20 protein-coding genes and 1 pseudogene are annotated in these 19,787 nt (G+C 71.5%); 6 read left to right on the forward strand and 15 right to left on the reverse strand.

Features of this window, described 5'->3' with window-relative positions:
* Positions 1–236 precede the first annotated feature (236 nt).
* The 3 genes from ACFC0D_RS02855 to ACFC0D_RS02865 form a co-directional block, all read right to left on the reverse strand.
* Entirely contained in the window at positions 237–1,493 is a 1,257-nt protein-coding gene (locus ACFC0D_RS02855) for a UL36 very large tegument protein (protein WP_376430672.1), read from the reverse strand.
* Positions 1,494–1,671: 178 nt separating this feature from the next.
* Entirely contained in the window at positions 1,672–2,052 is a 381-nt protein-coding gene (locus ACFC0D_RS02860; RefSeq protein ID WP_376430673.1) for a PPOX class F420-dependent oxidoreductase, read from the reverse strand.
* A 10-nt stretch (positions 2,053–2,062) separates the two neighbouring features.
* A complete protein-coding gene (locus ACFC0D_RS02865; protein ID WP_376430674.1) occupies positions 2,063–2,458 on the reverse strand; it encodes a winged helix-turn-helix transcriptional regulator in 396 nt (131 codons plus the stop codon).
* A 61-nt stretch (positions 2,459–2,519) separates the two neighbouring features.
* Between ACFC0D_RS02865 and ACFC0D_RS02870 the strand changes: the two genes are divergently transcribed.
* Positions 2,520–3,194, forward strand: a complete 675-nt coding sequence (locus ACFC0D_RS02870) for an NAD(P)-dependent oxidoreductase (protein ID WP_376430675.1) — start codon at positions 2,520–2,522, stop codon at positions 3,192–3,194.
* A gap of 38 nt (positions 3,195–3,232) precedes the next feature.
* Here the strand turns inward: ACFC0D_RS02870 and ACFC0D_RS02875 are convergent, their stop codons facing one another.
* On the reverse strand, positions 3,233–3,484 hold the full coding sequence (locus ACFC0D_RS02875; RefSeq protein WP_362358844.1) for a helix-turn-helix transcriptional regulator: 252 nt from the start codon (positions 3,482–3,484) through the stop codon (positions 3,233–3,235).
* A 27-nt stretch (positions 3,485–3,511) separates the two neighbouring features.
* On the opposite strand from ACFC0D_RS02875, the gene map reads away from it, so the two are divergent.
* Complete coding sequence (gene map / locus ACFC0D_RS02880; protein ID WP_376430718.1) at positions 3,512–4,285, forward strand: type I methionyl aminopeptidase; 774 nt, start codon at positions 3,512–3,514, stop codon at positions 4,283–4,285.
* 178 nt (positions 4,286–4,463) lie between these two features.
* Here the strand turns inward: map and ggt are convergent, their stop codons facing one another.
* Positions 4,464–6,260 (reverse strand): gamma-glutamyltransferase, encoded by a 1,797-nt coding sequence (ggt, locus tag ACFC0D_RS02885; protein WP_376430676.1) that lies wholly within the window; start codon positions 6,258–6,260, stop codon positions 4,464–4,466.
* Positions 6,261–6,364: 104 nt separating this feature from the next.
* Here ggt and ACFC0D_RS02890 point away from each other — a divergent pair, with 104 nt between their 5' ends.
* Positions 6,365–7,105, forward strand: coding sequence for a hypothetical protein (locus tag ACFC0D_RS02890; protein ID WP_376430677.1), 741 nt, complete (start codon positions 6,365–6,367; stop codon positions 7,103–7,105).
* On the opposite strand, the pseudogene ACFC0D_RS02895 reads toward ACFC0D_RS02890, so the two are convergent.
* Together ACFC0D_RS02895 and ACFC0D_RS02900 are read right to left on the reverse strand one after the other, a co-directional pair.
* A pseudogene (locus tag ACFC0D_RS02895) lies at positions 7,077–8,296 on the reverse strand (cytochrome P450). The gene ACFC0D_RS02890 and the pseudogene ACFC0D_RS02895 sit on opposite strands and share 29 nt — an antisense overlap.
* Positions 8,297–8,343: 47 nt before the next feature.
* Positions 8,344–8,958 (reverse strand): hypothetical protein, encoded by a 615-nt coding sequence (locus ACFC0D_RS02900; protein WP_376430678.1) that lies wholly within the window; start codon positions 8,956–8,958, stop codon positions 8,344–8,346.
* A 193-nt stretch (positions 8,959–9,151) separates the two neighbouring features.
* On the opposite strand from ACFC0D_RS02900, the gene ACFC0D_RS02905 reads away from it, so the two are divergent.
* Positions 9,152–10,327, forward strand: a complete 1,176-nt coding sequence (locus tag ACFC0D_RS02905; protein WP_376430679.1) for an Ig-like domain-containing protein — start codon at positions 9,152–9,154, stop codon at positions 10,325–10,327.
* Between the two features lie 106 nt (positions 10,328–10,433).
* Positions 10,434–11,981: an alpha/beta fold hydrolase gene (locus ACFC0D_RS02910; RefSeq protein WP_376430680.1), complete on the forward strand. Its 1,548-nt coding sequence runs from the start codon at positions 10,434–10,436 to the stop codon at positions 11,979–11,981.
* A gap of 51 nt (positions 11,982–12,032) precedes the next feature.
* On the opposite strand, the gene ACFC0D_RS02915 is transcribed toward ACFC0D_RS02910, so the two are convergent.
* The 5 genes from ACFC0D_RS02915 to ACFC0D_RS02935 form a co-directional block, all read right to left on the reverse strand.
* Positions 12,033–12,905: an amino acid ABC transporter permease gene (locus ACFC0D_RS02915; RefSeq protein ID WP_376430681.1), complete on the reverse strand. Its 873-nt coding sequence runs from the start codon at positions 12,903–12,905 to the stop codon at positions 12,033–12,035.
* The gene (locus tag ACFC0D_RS02920; protein WP_376430682.1) at positions 12,902–13,546 is read right to left on the reverse strand and encodes an amino acid ABC transporter permease; all 645 of its coding nucleotides are present in this window, start codon (positions 13,544–13,546) and stop codon (positions 12,902–12,904) included. The genes ACFC0D_RS02915 and ACFC0D_RS02920 overlap by 4 nt, the downstream gene beginning before the upstream one ends.
* A 14-nt stretch (positions 13,547–13,560) precedes the next feature.
* Complete coding sequence (locus tag ACFC0D_RS02925; protein WP_376430683.1) at positions 13,561–14,478, reverse strand: glutamate ABC transporter substrate-binding protein; 918 nt, start codon at positions 14,476–14,478, stop codon at positions 13,561–13,563.
* Positions 14,479–14,495: 17 nt separating this feature from the next.
* Positions 14,496–15,242, reverse strand: coding sequence for an amino acid ABC transporter ATP-binding protein (locus ACFC0D_RS02930; RefSeq protein ID WP_376430684.1), 747 nt, complete (start codon positions 15,240–15,242; stop codon positions 14,496–14,498).
* A 142-nt stretch (positions 15,243–15,384) separates the two neighbouring features.
* Positions 15,385–15,822 (reverse strand): DUF6278 family protein, encoded by a 438-nt coding sequence (locus ACFC0D_RS02935; RefSeq protein ID WP_376430685.1) that lies wholly within the window; start codon positions 15,820–15,822, stop codon positions 15,385–15,387.
* Between the two features lie 112 nt (positions 15,823–15,934).
* On the opposite strand from ACFC0D_RS02935, the gene ACFC0D_RS02940 reads away from it, so the two are divergent.
* Positions 15,935–16,891 (forward strand): glycerophosphodiester phosphodiesterase, encoded by a 957-nt coding sequence (locus ACFC0D_RS02940; RefSeq protein ID WP_376430686.1) that lies wholly within the window; start codon positions 15,935–15,937, stop codon positions 16,889–16,891.
* On the opposite strand, the gene ACFC0D_RS02945 is transcribed toward ACFC0D_RS02940, so the two are convergent.
* The 3 genes from ACFC0D_RS02945 to ACFC0D_RS02955 are packed head-to-tail and all read right to left on the reverse strand — an operon-like array spanning position 16,888 to position 19,663.
* Positions 16,888–17,667, reverse strand: coding sequence for an exodeoxyribonuclease III (locus ACFC0D_RS02945; RefSeq protein WP_376430687.1), 780 nt, complete (start codon positions 17,665–17,667; stop codon positions 16,888–16,890). The two genes, ACFC0D_RS02940 and ACFC0D_RS02945, sit on opposite strands and share 4 nt — an antisense overlap.
* A gap of 53 nt (positions 17,668–17,720) precedes the next feature.
* On the reverse strand, positions 17,721–18,338 hold the full coding sequence (locus ACFC0D_RS02950; RefSeq protein WP_376430719.1) for an MBL fold metallo-hydrolase: 618 nt from the start codon (positions 18,336–18,338) through the stop codon (positions 17,721–17,723).
* Positions 18,339–18,394: 56 nt separating this feature from the next.
* Positions 18,395–19,663, reverse strand: coding sequence for an alpha/beta fold hydrolase (locus ACFC0D_RS02955; protein WP_376430688.1), 1,269 nt, complete (start codon positions 19,661–19,663; stop codon positions 18,395–18,397).
* Positions 19,664–19,787 lie beyond the last annotated feature (124 nt).

Consider the following 19,787-nt stretch of genomic DNA (forward strand, 5'->3'; position numbering starts at 1 on the left):
CATCCCGGAGCAAGACCACCGCCGGGAACCGCCGGAGTCGATCATGATTCGTACCCGAGTGGTCCACGTCGGACACGCACCGACACGTCCCGTTCCTCAACGGTACGTGTCGGTACGCGTCGGCGGCCGCGGTACGCGCCGGTCGTGGACGCCTTTCCGTGGTTTCCGGTGCCGTCCGCCGCTTCCCGGGCTTCCGGTGCTGTCGGTGCCGGCAGCCCTCCGGGGCCGCCGGGGCGTCAGGCTCCGGCGAGTCCCGCGACGCGCAGCGCGTGCACCAGGTCGCGTTCGCGCGCCGGGGACACCGCGCGGGCGGCTTCCAGGAGTTGCGGTACGAGGCCGTGCGGATCGGCGGCGGCGAACCGGGCGGCGTCCTCGGGGGTGCGGACCGTGACGAACGCGGCGAGCAGCGCGTGCGCCTCGCGGTGACGGCCCTCGGCACGCAGAGCGGCACAGGCTCCGGCGAGTTCCTCCACGGGGCGGGCGACGCCCTGGCGCAGCAACTGGTCGCAGTCCTGGGCCCGGCCCGCGTCGGCGAGCGCGCCCGCCACGGCGGTGAGCCGGCCGGGAGGCAGCGAGGCCGCCTCCCAGAGCAGGGTGGTCCAGTCGGCGTCGAGACCGGCGCGGTGGAGCTCCGCCGCGAGCGCGGGCAGCCAGGCGGGCGGCCCGGCGGCGGCCTCGCTGAGCAGCGCGTGCGCCTCGCCGCCCCGCCCCTGGGCACGCAGCCGCTGCAGGGCGTAGACCGCGTTCCCTGCGGCGCGGGCCGCATCCTCGGCGACCTCGGGCGGGGTGGCACGGGGCTCCGGGGCGGCGGGCGCCTCGGCCCCGCCGAACCGGGCGCCGCGCGGAGCGGCCCCGGCCACGGGCAGCTCGGGGACGGGCACGGCCTCCCGGGCCTCCTCGGTCTCGTCCATCCACGCGTACCGGGCGCCCCGGGGGCGCCGCTTGGCGGCCGCGCGCTTCCGGGAAGGCTGAGGATCATGGGCGACCGGTGCGGGCTCGGGGTGCGTACGGAGCGGCGGGCCGGCGGCCCACGCCGGTCCGCTCCCGGCGTCCGCGTCGCCCGTCAATCGGGCCAGGCGCCCGGTCAGTTCGGTGATGCGGGCCGTGGCACGGGCGTGGTCGTCCTGGGCCCAGGCCAGGTCGCCGCTCAGCAGGGGTGCGTCAGGGGAGGCGGGGTCGGCGCGCAGTCGGGCGTCGAGGTCGCGGTACCGGCTCTCGGCGTACTGCCGTTCCGTCTCCATCAGCGCGAGTCGTTCGCGCAGCGCCTCCGCACCGCCGGGCAGCCGGTCGTGGGCGGCGGCGGCCGCCGTGTGCAATCCCCTCGCCCGGGCGACCCCGGGACCGGCGTCCACCTCGCCCAGGTCGTGGAGCAGGGACTCGACGACGTCCCAGGGCAGGATCTCCGTACCGTCGAAGCAGGAGCGCAGCCCTTCCGGGTCCCGGCTCGCGAAGACTCCGTACCAGCCCTCGCCCGGTCTCAGACGGGTCACCATGTCTCGCAGGTGGTGCGCGAACGCACTTACCTCTGCCGGGAGTTGATACACCGTCATACCGCCCGCACCGCCCGCGCACTCGACTGGAAGCTTCCGGTCCGCGGATATTCGACCCCAGTCGTGTTACGGGACGGCTACAGACTGTTTTCGCCCAGGGCCCGGCTGTCGCGCGATCGGGTCAGAAACGCACGACGATCCCGGTGTGCGGCCGCTTGCCGAGCCGCGCGACGGTGGCGGGCCAGTCGACGAGCCAGTACTGCCAGGTGTACTTGCGGGAGAGCAGCTTGCGCACGTGGCGCAGCTCCTCCCCCTCCAGCAGCCGGGCGGTGCCCTCGGTCCGCACGGCGCCTTCCGGAACGTTGCCGCGCAGGTCGCAGACGGCGACCACGACGCGGGGGTCGTTCCTCAGCCGCTTGACCTTCCAGGAGTCACTGCGCGTCCACGCGTAGAGCTCGTCGCCCTCCACGGCGTACCAGACCGGCGTCGCCACCCCCGTCCCGTTCTTCCGGAAGGTGGTGAGACTGACGTAGCGGCCGCGCCGCAGCTCCTCCGACATCATGCGACCGAGCCTACGCAGAGGTCCGGCCCTCCTCGTACGCGGCCCTGGCCTCGGTGATGTCGGGCACGTGGGCACGGGCCCAGGCACACGCCGTGTCCAGCGGTTCCAGCAGCGAGCGGCCGAGAGCGGTCAGCGCGTACTCGACCCGGGGCGGGTTCTCGTCATGGACGGTCCGGGTGACGAAGCCGTCGCGCTCCATGGCCCGGAGGGTCTCCGTGAGCACCTTGGGCGTGATCCAGTGCAGCGGCACGCGCAGCTCGGAGAAGCGCCGCGGCTGCCCGTCCTCCAGGCAGCGCAGCACCATGGCGGTCCACTTGCCGCCGACCCGGACGGGCTGCGCCCGCTCGGAGCAGTCGGGGTCGTGGAACATCTCGGGACTCAGCGGACGGGGCTCGCTCTCGATCATGCGTCCGAAGCTAGCCCAGTACCGTTGAAGTAGCCAGGTACCACCGTTCTACGGTCCCGTCATGAGCGACGACACGAAGAACAACGACGGCATCAAGAACATCATCGTCTTCGGGGCGGGCGGGCGCGTCGGCAGGGCCGCCGTGAACGAGGCGGTCGCCCGCGGGCACCAGGTGACGGCAGTGGTTCGCGACCCGGCGAAGTACGGCGACCTGGAGGGTGGTTCGGTCAGGCTGGTACGCGGGGACGTGACCGATCCGGCGTCGGTGGCGGCCCTCGCGGCGGGCCACGGCGCGGCGGTGAACGCCTCGGCGCGCCTCGACATCCCCTCGGAGGAGTACTTCACGGCGGCGGCTCGGGCCCTGGTCACCGGGCTCGACCGGGCAGCCGTACGACGGCTGTTGACGGTGGGGATCGGGGCGACCCTGGAGACCGCGCCGGGCGTACGGGTGATGGACGGACCCGAATTCCCGGCGGCCTTCCGCACGTTCTCGCAGGGGCATGTGGCGGAGTTCGAGCTGCTGGGCGCAGAGGCCGGGCCGGAACTCGACTGGCTGATGGTGGTCCCGCCGCTGGACCTGAACCCGGAGGCGACGGTGACGGGCGGCTACCGGACGGCCGTGGGCACCGTGATCGACGGACCGGGCCGGATCGCGCACGCGGATTTTGCGCGTGCGCTGATCGATGAGATCGACCGGCTGCGCCACAGCCGCGTCCAGCTCGCCGTCTCCGTCTGAGACGGGTCGAGAGGCGGCGGACGCGGCCGGCGCGAGGATCAGACCGGCACCAGCGCGCAGCGCGTGACGATCTCGTCCATCGAGAGGCCCAGCACTCCCGCGAGCGCGGCGACGGTGAAGAAGGCGGGGGTCGGGGCCCGCCCGGTCTCGATCTTGCGGAGCGTCTCGGCGGAGAGTCCGGCGGCCGCGGCGATCTCGACCATGGAACGGCCGCCGCGCGCCTCGCGCAGCAGAACGCCGAGCCGCTCGCCGCGCTCGCGCTCTTCGGGGGTCAGAGGTGTTCGCACCATGGCGACCATTCTAATACCGGTATAGTAATTGGCATGGTCGAGATCAAGACGGATGAATCGGTGCGCGCCATGCGCGAGGCCGGACGGGTGGTGGCCGAGGCGCTGGCGGCCGCGCGGAAGAGGGCGGCGCCCGGCGTGAGCCCGCGGGAGTTGGACCAGGCCGCCCGGGAGGTCCTCGCGGCGGCCGGGGCCGGCTCGCCGTTCCTGGACTACCACCCCGAGTGGGCCCCGGTGCCCTTCCCCGCGGTCGTGTGCGTCTCCGTGAACGACGCGATCGTGCACGGCATCCCGGGCGATCGACGCCTCGCGGACGGGGACCTGGTCTCCGTCGACTGCGGGGCGCTCCTCGGAGGCTGGGCGGGCGACTCGGCCATCAGCTTCACCGTCGGCCGGGCCCGCCCCGCGGACACCCGGCTGATCGACACGGCGTACGCCGCCCTGGAGGCGGGCATCGGCGCGGCCGTCGTCGGCAACCGCATCGGGGACATCGCGCACGCGATCGGCCGGGTCTGCCGGGACGCGGGTTACGGCATCCCGGACGGCTTCGGCGGTCACGGGATCGGCCGCACGATGCACGAGGACCCGGGCGTCCCCAACGAGGGACGCCCGGGGCGCGGGATGCCGCTGCGCCACGGGATGGTCCTCGCCATCGAGCCGATGCTGATCGGCGGGGGCGGGGACGAGCACTACACGGCGCGGGACGGCTGGACGGTCCACACCATGGACGGCTCCCGCGCGGCCCACGCCGAACACACGGTCGCGATCACCGACGACGGCCCGAGGATCCTGACGGCGCTGTAGGCCGGGCCCGTCGGCGCGGCCCTTCCGCGCTGCCCCGTCGGCGCGGGCCCGTCTGCGCGGGCGACGTCTGCCCGGGCGCCTGGCTTCGGCGGGCGGGCCGTCGGCACGGCCCATCGGACGTCCCCGCCCGCCGTCGCGACCCGCCCGGGCTCCGCGCCCCGCCGGCCGGTCGTCCCCGCTACCGTGCCGGCCGCACCACCATCGCCGAGCCGCCGCCCCTGCGTACCGTCTCCGCCGCGGCCACCCAGCGGCCGTCCGGGAGTCGCTGTACGCCGGTCGCCGCCCCGATCTCGGGGTTCTGCCGGAAGCCGTGGCCGATCGCCTCGAGTTCGCCCCTCGACGGGCTGTTCCACAGCCCCGGCTCCAGCTCCGTCGTCGCCTGGTTCCGCTGACTTGCGCGCGGGGCCGCGATCGCGTCGACGAGCGGCAGGCCACGGTCCACGACGCCGGTCAGCGTCTGGAGCACGGTGGTGATGATGGTGGCGCCGCCGGGCGAGCCGAGGGCGAGCACCGGTCGGCCGTGTCCGTCCAGCACGATCGTCGGGGACATCGAGGAGCGGGGCCGCTTGCCCGGGCCGGGCAGGTTCGGGTCGTGGACGGCCGGGTTCGCCGGGGCGAAGGAGAAGTCGGTCAGCTCGTTGTTGAGCAGGAAGCCGCGGCCGGGAACGGTGATGCCGCTGCCGCCCGTCGACTCGATCGTCAGGGTGTAGGCGACGACGTTGCCCCACTTGTCGGCGACCGTCAGATGGGTGGTGTTCTCGCCCTCGTACGTGGTCGGCGCCGCCGTCCCCCCGCTCGCGCAGGCCGCCGGATCGCGCGGGTCGCCCGGTGCGAGCGGGCTGGTCAGCACGGCGTCGTCGCGGATCAGGCATGCGCGGGAGTCGGCGTACCGCTGCGAGAGCAGCTCGCGGGTCGGCACGTCCTCGAAGGCCGGGTCGCCGACCCAGCGCCCCCGGTCGGCGAAGGCGATCCGGCTCGCCTCGATGAAGCGGTGCAGATAGGCGGTCTGCGAGGCCGTGGAGAGGTCGGTCCGTTCCAGGATGTTGAGCGCCTCACCGACGCTCGTACCGCCGGAGGACGACGGGGCCATGCCGTAGACGTCGAGACCCCGGTAGGAAATCCGCGTCGGCCGGCGCCGCTCGGTCTCGTACGCCTTGAGGTCACGCTCCGTCAGATCGCCGGGGCGGACCACCCTGGTGGCGCCGTCCCGTACGGGTGGCTTACGGACGGTGTCGACGATGTCCCGGGCCAGCGGGCCCCGGTAGAGCGCGCCGACACCCTCGCGGCCCAGCTTGTCGTACGTACGGGCCAGGTCGGGGTTCTTGAAGACGGAGCCCACGACGGGGAGCCGGCCGCCGGGCAGGAACAGCTCGGAGGAGGCGGGGAAGTCCCGGAAGCGGGCCTCGTTGGCGGCGGTCTGGGACCGGAAGGTCGCGTCGACGGTGAAGCCGTCGCGGGCGAGGCGCTCGGCCGGTTCGAGGAGGGTGCGCAGCGGCTTGCTGCCCCAGGCGTCGAGAGCGGTCTTCCAGGTCGCCGGGGTGCCGGGGGTGCCGACGCCCCGGCCGCTGGTCATGCCCTCCTCGAACGGGATGGGCTTCCCGTTCTCCAGGAAGAGCCGGCTGTCCGCCGACGCCGGGGCGGTCTCGCGGCCGTCGACGGTGTGGACGGTACGGGTCCTGGCGTCGTAGTGGACGAAGTAGCCGCCTCCGCCGATGCCCGCGGAGTAGGGCTCGGTGACGCCGAGCGCCGCGGCCACGGCGACGGCCGCGTCGACGGCGTTGCCGCCCTTGCGGAGCACCTCGATCCCGGCGGCGGAGGCGTCGGCGTCCACGCTGGCGACTGCTCCGCCGTATCCGACGGCGACGGGTTCCTTCGCCGGTGGCCTCGGGCCGGTCGGTGGCGCCGCCGCGCCCACCGAGAGCACCGTCGCGGCGACGGCGAGCAGAGAGACCTTCCGAGCGGCGGAACGACGCATCCGTACCTCCAGTCAACAACCGTCCGCGCAGCGTAACTTCCGTCCCGCCTTCTCGTCAGGACCGCCTCGAACAGCGGTGCACCCTGCCGCTAGCATGCGCGCCCATGAATGAAGACCTGCGCAATGTCGTGCTGGGAGTCCTCGCGACCGGGGTCAGCGCCTCGCTCGGCTGGCTGGCCAGGACGTACCTCTGGCGCCGCAAGTTCCGGCGCAAGCAGGCGTTCTTCGGCCTCACGGGGGGCTCCGAATGTCTGCTGGTGGTGAACCGCAAGGCGGGGAGCGAGCGGGCGGTGCACAACGTCGACGTGTCCGCGCTCCTCGAGCTCTCCGCGCTGATCAAGGACTGCGGGGCACGCCCGGAGATAGTCCAGCACGACGAGGCCCGGCAGGGCCTCGGGGACCGCGCGGAGTTCTGCGTCGGCGGCCCGTACTCCAACCGGCGGATGGCCGCCCATCTGTCCTCCCTGCTGCCCGGCCTGACGATGAACGTGGAGTCGGATCCGTTCGAGGACCGGGGCATGATCACGGTCGGGGGCGAGGTGTACCGGTGTGTGAACGGGACCACCGAGCATGTGATCCTCGCCCGTCTCACCGGTGGCGAAGGCGGACGGCCGGTCTTCCTCCTCTGCGGCCAGGCCGCGGTCGCCAACCGGGCCGCGAGCCGCTATCTGGCCCGGCACCACGAGAAGTTGGCGCGGAAGTACGGCTCCGGCCCCTTCGTGCTCCTCCTCAAGGTGGTCAACTCCGATGCGTACGGCCCCGATGTGGTGGAGCTGGTCGCCGATGTCACGCGGGCCGCGACGACGAGGGCCCCGGTTACCGCACCCGAACCGGCAGGGACTTGATCCCGTTGATGAAGTTGGACACGAGCCGCCGGGGCGGTGCGGTGAGGGTCAGGTCGTCCAGCGTGTCCCGCACCTCCTCGTGCAGGACACGCAGTTGCAGTCGGGCGAAGTGGGCGCCGAGGCAGACGTGCGGCCCCTCACCGAAGGAGACGTGCGGGTTCGGCGTCCGGTCCAGGTCGAGCCGGTGGGGGTCGGTGAAGACGCGTTCGTCGTGGTTGGCGGAGGCGTGGAAGACGACGACCTTGTCGCCGGCGGCGATGGGCCGGCCGGCGAGTTCGGTGTCGCGGGTGGCGGTGCGCCGGAAGGAGAGCACGGGCGGGTGCCACCGCAGGAGCTCCTCGACGGCGCGGTCCGTGGTGACGTCCCCGCTCCAGAGCCGTCGGCGTTCGTCGGGGTGTTCGGCGAGGGCGAGCAGGCCACCGGGGGCGGCGCTGCGGACGGTGTCGTTGCCGGCGACGGTGAGCAGGAAGAAGAACATCTCCAGTTCGGCGGGGAGGAGTTCGGAGGTGGCGAGCGCCGTCATGATGTCGTCGGCGGGGTGCTTCCGCTTGTAGGCGGCGAGCTCGCGGGCGTAGTCGAACATCTCGGCGAGCATGGCGGGCGAGCGAGGGTTGACCGGCAGGCCCCGCTCGTCGAGGACGGGCGGCTCGTCCGGGTCCTGGTAGGCGATGACCCGCTCGGTCCAGGTGAGCAGCAGGCCGCGGTCGCTCGCGGGAACGCCGAGCAGGTCGGTGAGGTTGAGCAGCGCGTAGTCGTCGGTCACGGCCCGCACGAGGTCGACCTCGGGGCCCGTGTCGACGGCCGCCTTCAGCAGCTCTCGGGCCCGGCGAACCGGCCGATGCGGCCGGGTGTGAAGGCCCGGCTGACGAGTCGGCGCAGGCGCCCGTGTTCGGGTGGGTCCTGATTGAGCATCATCCGCCGGATGAAGGGCAGATCGGCCGGGTCCGGGTCACGGATCTGTGTGGCGCCGAGGCATGAGGAGTAGTCCGCGGAGTCCTTGAGGACGCGCACGACGTCGGCGTGACGGGTGACGGCCCAGAACCCGGGCCCGGGGGGCCAGCCGAGGACCTCGTACTCCTCCTGCCAGGCGACGGGCCGCCGGTCGCGCAGGGCCCTGAACGCCTCGTGCGGCAGGCCGTCGGCGTAGATCCGGGGGTCGAAGACGTCCGGTACGTCGCTGGTGTTCTCCACGCCCCCAGCTTGGGGCGACCGCCGCCGGAATGCCAGATCCGGAGGGGTCACGCCTCCCCGGCGCGACTCCAGAGGGTCAGATCGCTGCTGGTCGCGACGGCGAGCGTCCGTCCGGAGGGCGAGAAGCCGACGGCCCGCAGTTCGGACCAGCGGGAGTGGAACACATGCCACCATGTCTCGCCGTGCTGCCCCCGGTGCATACCTGCGCCGGTGCTCAGCAGAACCCGCTCGTTCGGCCAGTCGGGCCCGATGGCCTCGACGCTCCACCCACCGGAAGCGGTGGAGTGCAGCCCTCCGCCGTACAGCCCCGCGATCCGCACGCGCGTCCCCGCGAGCGGACCGAGCCCCGGGCAGGAGAGCTCGGGCCCTTCGGGCAGTTCGCCTTCGGGGTCGGGGTGCGGGTCCCTCGCGATCCGCTCCCCGGTGGTGGCGTCGAACAGCCCGTGCCCGGCGTGCGAGACGACCATCACCAGGTCTCCCCCGCTCACCGGATCCACCGCGAACCCGATCCCGACCAGCCCGCCGACGGCCGCGCACGGCTCGAAGACGGACCGCCACGGCGTCGGCGCCGCAACCTGCGGGGCGGCCAGAACTCGTTCCCGCAGGGTCTGTTGATACGACGTGAGTCCCGGTCCGGCCGAGTCGTGGGAGGTGGGGGACATGGCACCGATCAAGTCGTCGAGGGCTGGAGCCGGTCCATCATGCCAGGTCGGCGGCGCGCCGACCGGGCTTCCGTACACCGGCGTATCGCCCATCTCACATCCGACATCGGCGAAATAGTCCACATATTCGGAACCGATTCCGGCCGACGGCCCTCTCACCCGGCGTAAGAGATCACCACCGGAGGTCGTCCTCGTGAAGCGCATACCCGTGCCCGCCCTGCTCGTCACCACCGCACTGGCCCTCGCGCTCAGTGCGTGTTCCGGTGGATCGGGTGGCGCGGGCGACTCGAAAGGTGGCGGGCAGGAGGCTCCCAGGACTCGGATCTCGGTGAGCCCGACCGGGGCGAACGCCGAGGCCGGTAAGCCCGTCGTCGTCACGCTCGCCGAGGGGGAGCGGCTTCAGCAGGTGAGCGTGACCGATTCCAAGGGCGGGCGGCTGGAGGGGAAGGTGGCCGCCGACGGGAAGAGCTGGACCTCCTCCCGTAAGGCCACGCCCGGGACGGCGTACGCCGTCGAGGCGCGCGACTCGGCCGGCGGGAGCGCGAAGGCCGAGTTCTCCACCGCCGCTCCCGAGAAGGTCAACAAGCTGACGCTCGCCCCGGGGAAGAACACCACGGTCGGCATCGCCCAGCCGCTGTCGATCGTGTTCGACCACCCGGTGAAGAACAAGGCGGAGGTCGAGAAGCACCTCAAGGTCACGACCTCGAACAACACCGAGGGCTCCTGGGGCTGGATGCAGGACTGGTCCGGCAAGGACCGGGTCGACTGGCGGCCGAAGGAGTACTGGAAGGCCGGCACGAAGGTCACCCTCGACGCCGACCTGAGCGGTACGGACTCCGGCACGGGCGGCTGGTTCGTCCGGGACTACACCACGACCTTCTCGATCGGCAGGAACCAGCTGGTGAAGGTGGACCTCGACAACCACCGGCTGACGCTGCTCCGCGACGGTCAGGTGGTCGAGGACGTGCCGATGTCGGCGGGGACACCCGGCGGCGAGAAGGCGTCCTGGCGCGGGAAGACCGTCCTGATGTCCAAGGAGGGGACCATCAACATGCGCTCCGAGACCGTCGGACTCGGCGACGCCTACGACAAGATGGTCGACTACTCGATGCGGCTGACCTGGTCCGGCATGTACGCGCACGCGGCGCCCTGGAACGCGGCCTACTTCGGCAGCGCCAACAGGAGTTCGGGCTGCATCGGAATGAGCGACGCGAACGCGCGGACTGTGTACGACGCGGTACAGGTCGGCGACCCCTTCGAGATCACCGGATCGGACGCCAAGGGGACGCAGGCCCTGAACAACGGCTACGGCGAGTGGAACCTGTCCTGGTCCGAGTGGCAGAGGAAGAGCGCGCTCGTGGACCACTAATCGTTACCCTCGCGTAACTTACTGACCAGTTACCCCAGGTAAGCCCTGGCGGTTACCGTCGGGTCACTTTCACTGTCCCCACCAGTGACACGAGTAGGAGTGACCCGTGCGCACACCTCTGGTCTTCGCCGTCTCGGCCGCCCTGGTGGCCGGGACGGCCCTCGGGCTCGCCCCCGCCGCCCACGCCGCCGAGCCCGGCATCCGCTTCGTCGACATCGCCGGAGACGGCGGCACGATCCTCAAGGCCAACGTCGTCACCCCCGCCGGCGCCGACGGTTCCACCCGCTACCCCGTGATCGTGCTTCCCACCAGCTGGGCGATGCCGCAGATCGAGTACCTCGCGCAGGCCAGGAAGCTCGCCGACTCCGGCTATGTCGTGGTCAGTTACAACTCGCGCGGCTTCTGGCAGTCCGGCGGTGAGATCGAGACCGCCGGACCGAAGGACGTGGCCGACGCCTCCAAGGTCATCGACTGGGCCCTCGCCAACACCCCGGCCGACCCGGCCAAGGTCGGTATGGCAGGGGTGAGTTACGGAGCCGGGATCAGCCTCCTCGCCGCCGCGCACGACAAGCGGATCAAGGCCGTCGCGGCCCTCAGCGGCTGGGCCGACCTCATCGAGTCCATCTACAGCGGCCGTACCCAGCACCTCCAGGCCGCCGCCCTGCTCGGCGGCGCCGGGTACCTCACCGGCCGCCCGGGCCCCGAACTCCGGCAGATCCTGGGCGACTTCCTCTCCTCCAACCTGGCCAAGGAGGAGGAGATGATCGCCTGGGGCAGGAAGCGCTCCGCGGCCACCCATCTGGACCGGATCAATGCCAACGGCGCCGCGATCATGCTCGGCAACGCCTGGGGCGACACCATCTTCCCGCCGAACCAGTACGCCTCCTTCTACGAGAAGCTCCAGGGTCCCAAGCGCCTGGAGTTCCGCCCCGGCGACCACGCCACCGCCGAGGCCACCGGCCTGTTCGGGCTGCCCAACGACACCTGGACCAGCACGCAGCGCTGGTTCGACCACTACCTCAAGGGTGTCGACAACGGCATCGACCGCGAGCAGCCCGTCCAGCTCAAGTCCCGGTCCGCCGGCGGCTACGAGGGCTACCCGGACTGGAAGTCGGTGGGCGCGAACGAGCGGAAGATCGCCCTCGCCGGTACGCAGAGGATCTGGGCGAACGTCGACTCCGGCGCCAACGGCGGCGTCGCGCTGCTCTCCAACGTCCTGGACCAGTTCCTGAAGACGCCGCCCGTCGCCTCGATCCCGCTCCTCCCCCGCCCCTTCGCCGGCGTCTGGCAGTCCGAGCGGTACGGGACGCCACAGCGGGTGCGCGGGACGGCGAAGCTGCACACCACGGTCACCTCCACCAAGGAGAGCGGCACCCTCGTCGCCTACCTCTACGACGTGGGCCCGCTCGGCCTCGGCAAGCTGGTCAGCAATGCCCCGTACACCTTCCACGACAAGACACCGGGCAAGCCGTTCGCCGTCGACCTGGAGCTGTTCTCCACCGCCTACGACGTGCCGGCCGGCCATCGTCTCGCCCTGGTCGTCGACACCGTCGACCCGCTCTACATCGAGCACAACCCGACCGGCGCGCAGCTGACCTTCTCCTCCCCGTCGGCCGACCCCTCGTACGTGTCGGTCCCGCTGCGGGAGAAGTGATCACCGGCTGCTGCCGGACGGGTTCGGCTCCTGCGAGCTGCTGCGTGGCCGCTAGGGCCTCGTGGGAGGACCCCCACCGGGCAGCAGCGTCTCTGGTTCGGCCGGGTGGACGTCCGCGGCCTTGGTTTTGGGACTGCGACGCTCCACCCGGGCCACCCAGGTGGCGAACCAGGAGAGCAGCATGCACATCCCGATGTAGATCGGCGAGATCACCATCACGACGGGGATGAACGGCAGATCGTAGTCGAGGTTCGACGCGATCAGCTTGCCCGCGTGCAGGAACTCCTCGTAGGTGATGAGGAAGCCGAGCGAGGTGTCCTTCAGGGCCACCACCAGCTGGCTGATGATGGTCGGCAGCATCGCCCGGACCGCCTGCGGCACGAGGACGTAGGTCATGATCTGGGTCTTGCGCATCCCGAGCGCGTACGCCGCCTCCCGCTGTCCGCGGTCGACGGAGTTGACCCCGGTGCGGAACACCTCGGCGAGTACCGAGCCGTTGTAGAGGGTCAGTCCGGCGACCAGCGCGGGCAGCGGCTGGACCTTGAGCGCCACGAAGATGAAGAAGATCATCACAAGCACGGGCATGGCGCGGAAGAACTCGACGAGCAGCGTCGAGACCCAGCGGAACACCGCGCGTTCCGAGAGGCGTCCGGTGGCGAGGACGGCGCCGAGTGCGAGCGAGAACACCGAGGCGTACGCGAAGGCCTTCAGGGTGTTCCCGAGGCCGCGCAGCAACAGCTCCTGGATTCCGATGTATTCGAAGGGCGACCACTTGGTTGCGGTGAACTGGGCGGTGTCGAAGAGGAGGTAGAGGATCCAGCCGGCCAGGGCCAGGATCGCGACGCCGGACACGACACCGTAGAGCCGGTGGCGCTTGCGGGTCTGTGGACCGGGGATGTCGTACAGGGCGGTGGACTCGGTCATCGGGCGACTCCCCAGCGCTTCTCCAGGACGTTGAAGATCGCGCTGATGGTGAGGGTGATGATCAGGTATCCGACGGCGATCCAGACGAAGGTCCAGATGATGTTGTAGCCGAGTTCGCTCAACGTCTTGTAGGTGCCGAGGAGTTCGGTGACGCTGAAGGCTCCGGCGATCGCGGAGTTCTTGGCGAGCGCGATGAGCGTGGAGCCGATGGGCGGGATGACGGAGCGGAACGCCTGGGGCAGGACGACGGCGTTGAGGGTCTGCCCGAAGGTCATGCCAAGGCTGCGGGCGGCCTCGCCCTGACCGCGCGGCACGGTGTTGATGCCGGAGCGCAGCGCTTCGCAGATGAAGGCCGAGGTGTAGCAGCCGAGCGCGAGGACCGCGAACAGCTCGAAGGGGAGCACGAGTCCGAAGCGCGGCAGGCCGAGCATCACGGCGAAGAAGAGCAGGGTGAGCGGGGTGTTGCGCAGCACAGTGACCCAGACCGTGCCGAAGACCCGGAAGGAGCCGACCGGCGCGACGCGGAAGGAGGCCATCACGAAGCCGAGGACGAGCGCGAGCGCAGAGGAGTAGACGGTGAGTTCGACGGTGCCGAGGAAGCCTTCCCAGTAGAGCGAGAAGTTCTGTGTCAGGACGTCCATGCGGGCCTGCCTCCTCAGCTCGCCGGGTAGCGGTCGATGGCGGGCGGCTGCGGGGCGGGGACTCCGGAGAGGCCGAGGGTCGCGTCGTACGCCTTCTTCCAGTCGCCGTTCTTCTCGTGGAAGGCGAGGGCGTCGTCGAGGGCGAAGCGCAGGGCGTTGTCGCTGCGGGGGACGCCGATGCCGTACGGCTCCTTCGAGAACGGCTTGCCGACGACCTTGAGTTCGTCGGGGACCTTGGCCGCGTAGCCCATGAGGATCGTGTCGTCGGTGGTGACCGCGTCGACCTGGTAGGTGAGCAGGTTGTCGACGCAGACGGAGTAGGTGTCGTAGGCGACGAGGTCCGCCTTCGGGTAGTCCTTCTCGATGCGCTGGTACGGGGTGGATCCGGCGGCCGAGCAGACGCGTCTGCCGTCGAGGTCCTGCGGTCCGTGGATGTCGTTCTCGTCGGTGCGGACGAGCAGCGACTGTCCTGCCATGTAGTAGGGGCCGGCGAAGCCGACGAGCTTCTTGCGGTTGTCGTTGATGGTGTAGGTGCCGACGTAGTAGTCGATCTGGCCGTTCTGCAGGGCGGTTTCGCGATTGGCCGAGGCGATGGTCCGGAACTCGATCGAGGCCGGGTCGAAGCCGAGCGAGGCCGACATCATCTTCGCGATCTCGATGTCGAAGCCCGAGTACCGTCCGGTGGCCGGGTCCTTCTCCCCCATGTAGGGCTGGTCCTCCTTGGCTCCGACGATCAGACGGCCGCGCTGCTTCGCCTTCCGCCAGGTCGGGGAGTCGGGCAGCTGGAACGCCGACTGGACCTGGTAGACAGGGAGTTCGTCGGGCTGCGGGCCCTTGACGGGTGGGCTGCCCTCCTTGCCGCAGGCGGCCAGCGCGGTCACGGCGGAGGCGAGCAGCGCGAGTACCGTGAGAGTGCGTCGCGCACGGTGCATGGTGTCCCGCCCCCCGTTCAGTGCGTGAGGATCTTGGACAGGAAGTCCTTGGCGCGCTCGCTGCGCGGACTGGTGAAGAACTCCTCGGGGGCGCGGTCCTCGACGATGCGGCCGTCGGCCATGAAGACGACACGGTTGGCGGCGGAGCGGGCGAAGCCCATCTCGTGGGTGACGACGACCATGGTCATGCCCTCCTGGGCGAGCTGCTGCATCACCTCCAGCACCTCGTTGATCATCTCGGGGTCGAGGGCGGAGGTCGGCTCGTCGAAGAGGAGGGCCTTGGGATCCATGGCGAGCGCGCGGGCGATCGCGACGCGCTGCTGCTGCCCGCCGGAGAGCTGCGCGGGGAACTTGTCGGCATGGGCCGCGAGCCCGACCCGGTCGAGGAGTTCGCGCGAACGCCGGTCGGCCTCCTCCTTCTTGCGCTTGCGAACCTTGATCTGGGCGAGGGAGACATTGGCGAGGACGGTCTTGTGCGCGAAGAGGTTGAAGGACTGGAAGACCATGCCGACCTCGGCCCGCAGCCGGGCGAGCGCCTTCCCCTCGGCGGGGATGGGCTGTCCGTCGATGAGGATGTCGCCGGTCTCCACGGACTCCAGTCGGTTGATGGCCCGGCAGAGCGTCGACTTGCCCGAGCCGGACGGCCCGATGACCACCACCACCTCCCCGCGGCCGACGGTGAGGCGGATGTCCCGCAGAACGTGCAATGTGCCGTAGTGCTTGTTGACGTCACGCAGCTCGATCAACGGATCGACGACGGCCATACGCTGCCCTGCCCCAATTCTCAGCGGTGTCGAGGTCAGCGCAAACTATCCACCAGGAAAAGGGACTTAACGCCCGACACGCATGAGACCGGCATTAGCCGTATTTACTGCGGAGAGGTGATCCGAGGCCTCTTCGGGCCGCTCAGAACTCGGCCGCCTCCCCGTACACCTGGGAGAGTTCGGGCGATCCGCCGACGGCCCAGTCGAGCCCCGCCGTCACCACGTCGATCTCCCGGCCCGAGGCCAGCCGGACCACCGGCCGGCCCCCCGGCCACACCTGCCAGGCCGCTCCCGGCACCGTCCGCACGATGACCGTGCCCAGGTACAGCCCCGCGTCATTGCCCACCCAGGGCAGCTCCTCCGGATCGTCCCGCCAGCGCGGCGGAAGCTGGTCGAGCGCCATCAGCGAGCGGGCGGTGTCGTCCAGGCTCACCCCCGCGGCCTGGGCCCTGGCGCGCAGCAGCTCGCACTCGGCGAGCAGCTCACCCAACCCCTCCGGATCACGGTCGAAGGCCGCGGCCAAGGGGGACTGATCGGCCTCGGGCCGCTTGCGCCAGATGTCCAGGAACGGGATGTTCATCCGACCAGCGTCGCATTTCACCCTCCCGTGGCACCACCCGGCGCGCGGAGATCGTCCCGGCCCGGGCGGGCCGTTGCGTCCCCGCTGCGGGCCCGGCCATAAGGTGATGCCCATGCCAGAGCCCCAGACCCCGCCGGCCGGCCCGCGACGTGGCCGGCGCACCGCCGCCGTCTCGCTCGTGATCGCCCTCGCGTGCGCCTCGACCGTCGCGTTCCTGACGGCGCGGGAAGCACCGTCCGCCGCCGCGCCCGACTCGGGCCAGGGCCAGGCCGGCGCCGAGCAGCGTGCCGCGAACGCCTTCCTGCGGGCGCCCGGCTCGCCGATGACGGTGATCGCCCACCGGGGCGCCTCCTCCGCCGCGCCCGAGAACACGCTGCTCTCCGACGAGGTCGCCCGCCGGGGCGGCGCGCGGTGGATCGAGAACGACGTCCAGCCGAGCCGGGACGGAGTGCCGTACATCCTCCACGACGCCACGGTCGACCGGACCACCGACGGGACCGGGCCGATCCGCGGACTGACCGCCAGGGAGCTGAACCGGCTCGACGCCGGCTCCTGGTTCGCCCCCGCGTTCACCGGCGCACGGGTCCCCACCCTCGCCGCCCAGCTGGACGATCTGCGTCTTCGGGGCGGGAACCTGGTCCTGGAGATCAAGGGCAGTCACAGCCGCGAGCAGGTGGCGCGGATCGTCAAGGAGGTACGCGACCACGGCATGGCCGACCGGGTCCTGGTGCAGAGCTTCGACCCCGAGGCGCTGCGACACACCCGCGCGCTGGCCCCCGAGCTCCCCCTCGGCCTGCTGCGCGACACGCTGGACCCCGACCCGGTCGCGGTCGCCGAGGAGCTCGGGCTGAGCGCCTACAACCCGGCCTTCGGTCAGCTGACCGCCCACCCCGAGGCCGTGGCGAAGCTCCACGCGGCGGGCGTGGCCGTGATGGTCTGGACGGTCGACACCGCGGACCGCTGGAAGACCCTGGACTCGCTCGGCGCCGACGCGGTCATCACCAACCGACCGGCCGAACTGGCCGGCTGGAACGCCGCCTGGGCCCAGGGCCGTGGGGCGGGCTCCTAGACGTCCAGGTCGACGACGACCGGTGCGTGGTCGGACGCGCCCTTGCCCTTGCGCTCCTCGCGGTCGACGTAGCTGTCCTTGACCGCGTCGGCGAACGGCTTGTTGCCGTACACCAGGTCGATGCGCATCCCGCGGTTCTTCGGGAAGCAGAGCTGGCGGTAGTCCCAGTACGTGAAGGGGTGGTCGTACTTCAGCGGCCGCGGGACCACGTCGGCGAGGCCCGTCTCGCGCAGCCCTGCCAGCGCGGCCCGCTCCGGGTCGGTGACGTGGGTGAGGCCCTCGAAGGCCGCCCGGTCCCAGACGTCGTCGTCGGTCGGCGCGATGTTGTAGTCGCCCAGGACGGCGAACGGCCGCTCCCCCGCGGCGTCCTCGGCGACGGCCGCCTGGAGCGCCTCCAGCCAGCGGAGCTTGTACGCGTAGTGCTCGTGGGCGACCTCACGGCCGTTGGGCACGTAGACCGACCACACACGGACCGGGCCGCAGGTCGCGGAGATCGCCCGGGGCTCCTGCACGGTCTCGTAGTCGGGCCCGCCGGGCAGGCCGGTGACGACGTCCTCCAGGCCGACCTTGGAGAGCAGGGCCACGCCGTTCCACCGTCCGGTGGCGTTCACCACCGACTCGTACCCCAGCTCGCGCAGCTCGTCGGCGGGGAACTGCTCGACGGTGCACTTGGTCTCCTGGATGCACAGCACGTCCGTGCCGGTGCTCTCCAGCCAGGCCAGGAGTCGGGGCAGGCGGGCGGTGATCGAATTGACGTTCCAGGTCGCGATGCGCATGAGCGCAAGCCTAACGGCGGGGTGTGACAGTCACCGGCCCCGCGGCCGGTGGATCACAGCTCGGTCGAGTCGCCCGGCGTCAGCCGGCCGTGGTCCGTGCCGCCGAGGGCGCCGATCTGCCGGTCGTAGATGGGCCGGGCGAGGTCGGTGAGCAGGGCGTCGTGGACGTCGATGGCCCGGCGCGGCTTCACCTCGCGTACGTAGTCGATGACCTCGGAGATCTTGCTCCAGGGGGCCATCACCGGCAGCATCAGCGTGTCCACCGGGTGGTCGGGGACTGTCAGCGCGTCGCCCGGGTGGAAGACGGAGCCGTCCACGAGGAAGCCGACGTTGGTGATCCGGGGGATGTCCGGGTGGATCACCGCGTGCAGCTCGCCGTGCACCTGGACCTCGAAGCCGGCCGCGCTGAAGGTGTCGCCGTGGCCGACGGTGTGGACGCGGCCGGGGAAGGCGGCCGAGAGCTTCTCCGCGACGCTGCGCAGCGTCCAGATCTCGGCCGCCGGGTTGGACTCCAGGCCGGCCCGCAGCCGGTCCTCGTCGAAATGGTCGGCGTGCTCGTGGGTGACCAGCAGGACGTCGGCGCCGAGCGCCGAGTCCTCCTCGCTGAAGCCGCCCGGGTCGATGACGAGCGTCCGCCCGTCCTTCTCCAGACGGACGCAGGCGTGCGACATCTTCGTCAGCTTCACGGGACTCCACCTCACGACGGGCCGGACGGGGCCCGGTCAGCCTACGCCTGGGGGGTGGTCTCTTCCTTGATCACCCGTCCCACCACACGCAGGGCGCTCTCGGCCGCCGGCAGCCCGCAGTAGACCGCGGTCTGCAGCACGACCTCCCTGATCTCGTCCGGGGTCAGACCGTTGCGCAGGGCGGCCCGGGTGTGATCGCCGAGCGCGTCCTGGTGGCCGCCCGCGATCAGCGCGGTCAGCGTCACGCAGCTGCGGGTGCGGCGGTCCAGACCCTCGCGGCTCCAGACCTCGCCCCAGGCGTAGCGGGTGACGAGGGCCTGGAGGTCGGCGCCGAACTCGTCGTCCAGGGCCTGGTCCACATGCGCGTCGCCGAGGATCTCGCGGCGCAGCTTGACGCCGTGGTCGTACGGGTCGGGCCGTACGTCCCCCGCCTCCTCGCCCGTCGGCTCGGCGGGCGCGATCTCGGCGACGGGCACGACCGGGGCGGAGACGGGCGGCATCGCCAGGGCGGGCAGGGCGCTCTGCGTGTCGTGCACGATCCCGGCGAAGTGGCTGGTGAGCAGCTCGGTGACGGCGGCGGGCTGCTCGACCGGGGCGAGGTGGGAGGCGCCGGGGACGACGGCGAGCCGGGCGTCGGCGATCCCGGCGACCAGCGTGCGGGCCTCGGCGGGTCCGGTGACCTGGTCGTCGGAGCCGACGAGCACGAGGGCGGGGATGCCGATGCGGCCGAGGGCTTCCCGTACGTCGAAGCCGGCGAGCGCCTCGCAGGCACCGATGTAGCAGCCGGGGTCGGTGGTGCGGACCATCTGCACGGCCCACTCGACGATCGCGGGCTGCGCTGCGCGGAATGCGGGGGTGAACCACTGCTCGGGGGCGGTGCGGGCCATGGGTTCGAGGCCGTTGGTCCGGACGATCACACCGCGCTGGCGGAACTCGTCGGCGCTGCCGAACCGGGGCGAGGCGGCGACCAGGGCGAGGGAGGCGACCCGATGGGGCGCGCGCAGGGCGAGGTCGAGGCCGACCGCGCCGCCGATGGAGCAGCCCACGTAGCCGAAGCGCTGGACGCCCAGCTCGTCGAGGGTGGCGAGCAGGCGGTCGCCGAGCTCGGCGACGGAGGTGAAGGGTCGCGCGGGTGCCCCGCCGTGCCCCGGCAGGTCGAAACGGACGATGCGCCACTGACGGGTGAGCTCGGGTATCTGGCGGTCCCACATGTGCCATGTGGTGCCCAGCGAGGGGCCCAGCACCAGTACCGGAGCGTCTTCTCGCCCGTCGAGGCGGTATTGGAGGGTGTTCGTCAGTGTCTCACTCACTCGCCAGACCCTCTCATCTCCGAGGGAAACACTTCCAGGCGGGGCCTGTGGAACCGGCGCTTCTCGTCGCGCGCGAGGCGGCTCTCCGCGACTGCGGCGACGCGGCGAGGGGCAGCCGGGACCC

It is taken from the genome of Streptomyces sp. NPDC056222, assembly GCF_042264065.1.
GTDB lineage: Bacteria > Actinomycetota > Actinomycetes > Streptomycetales > Streptomycetaceae > Streptomyces.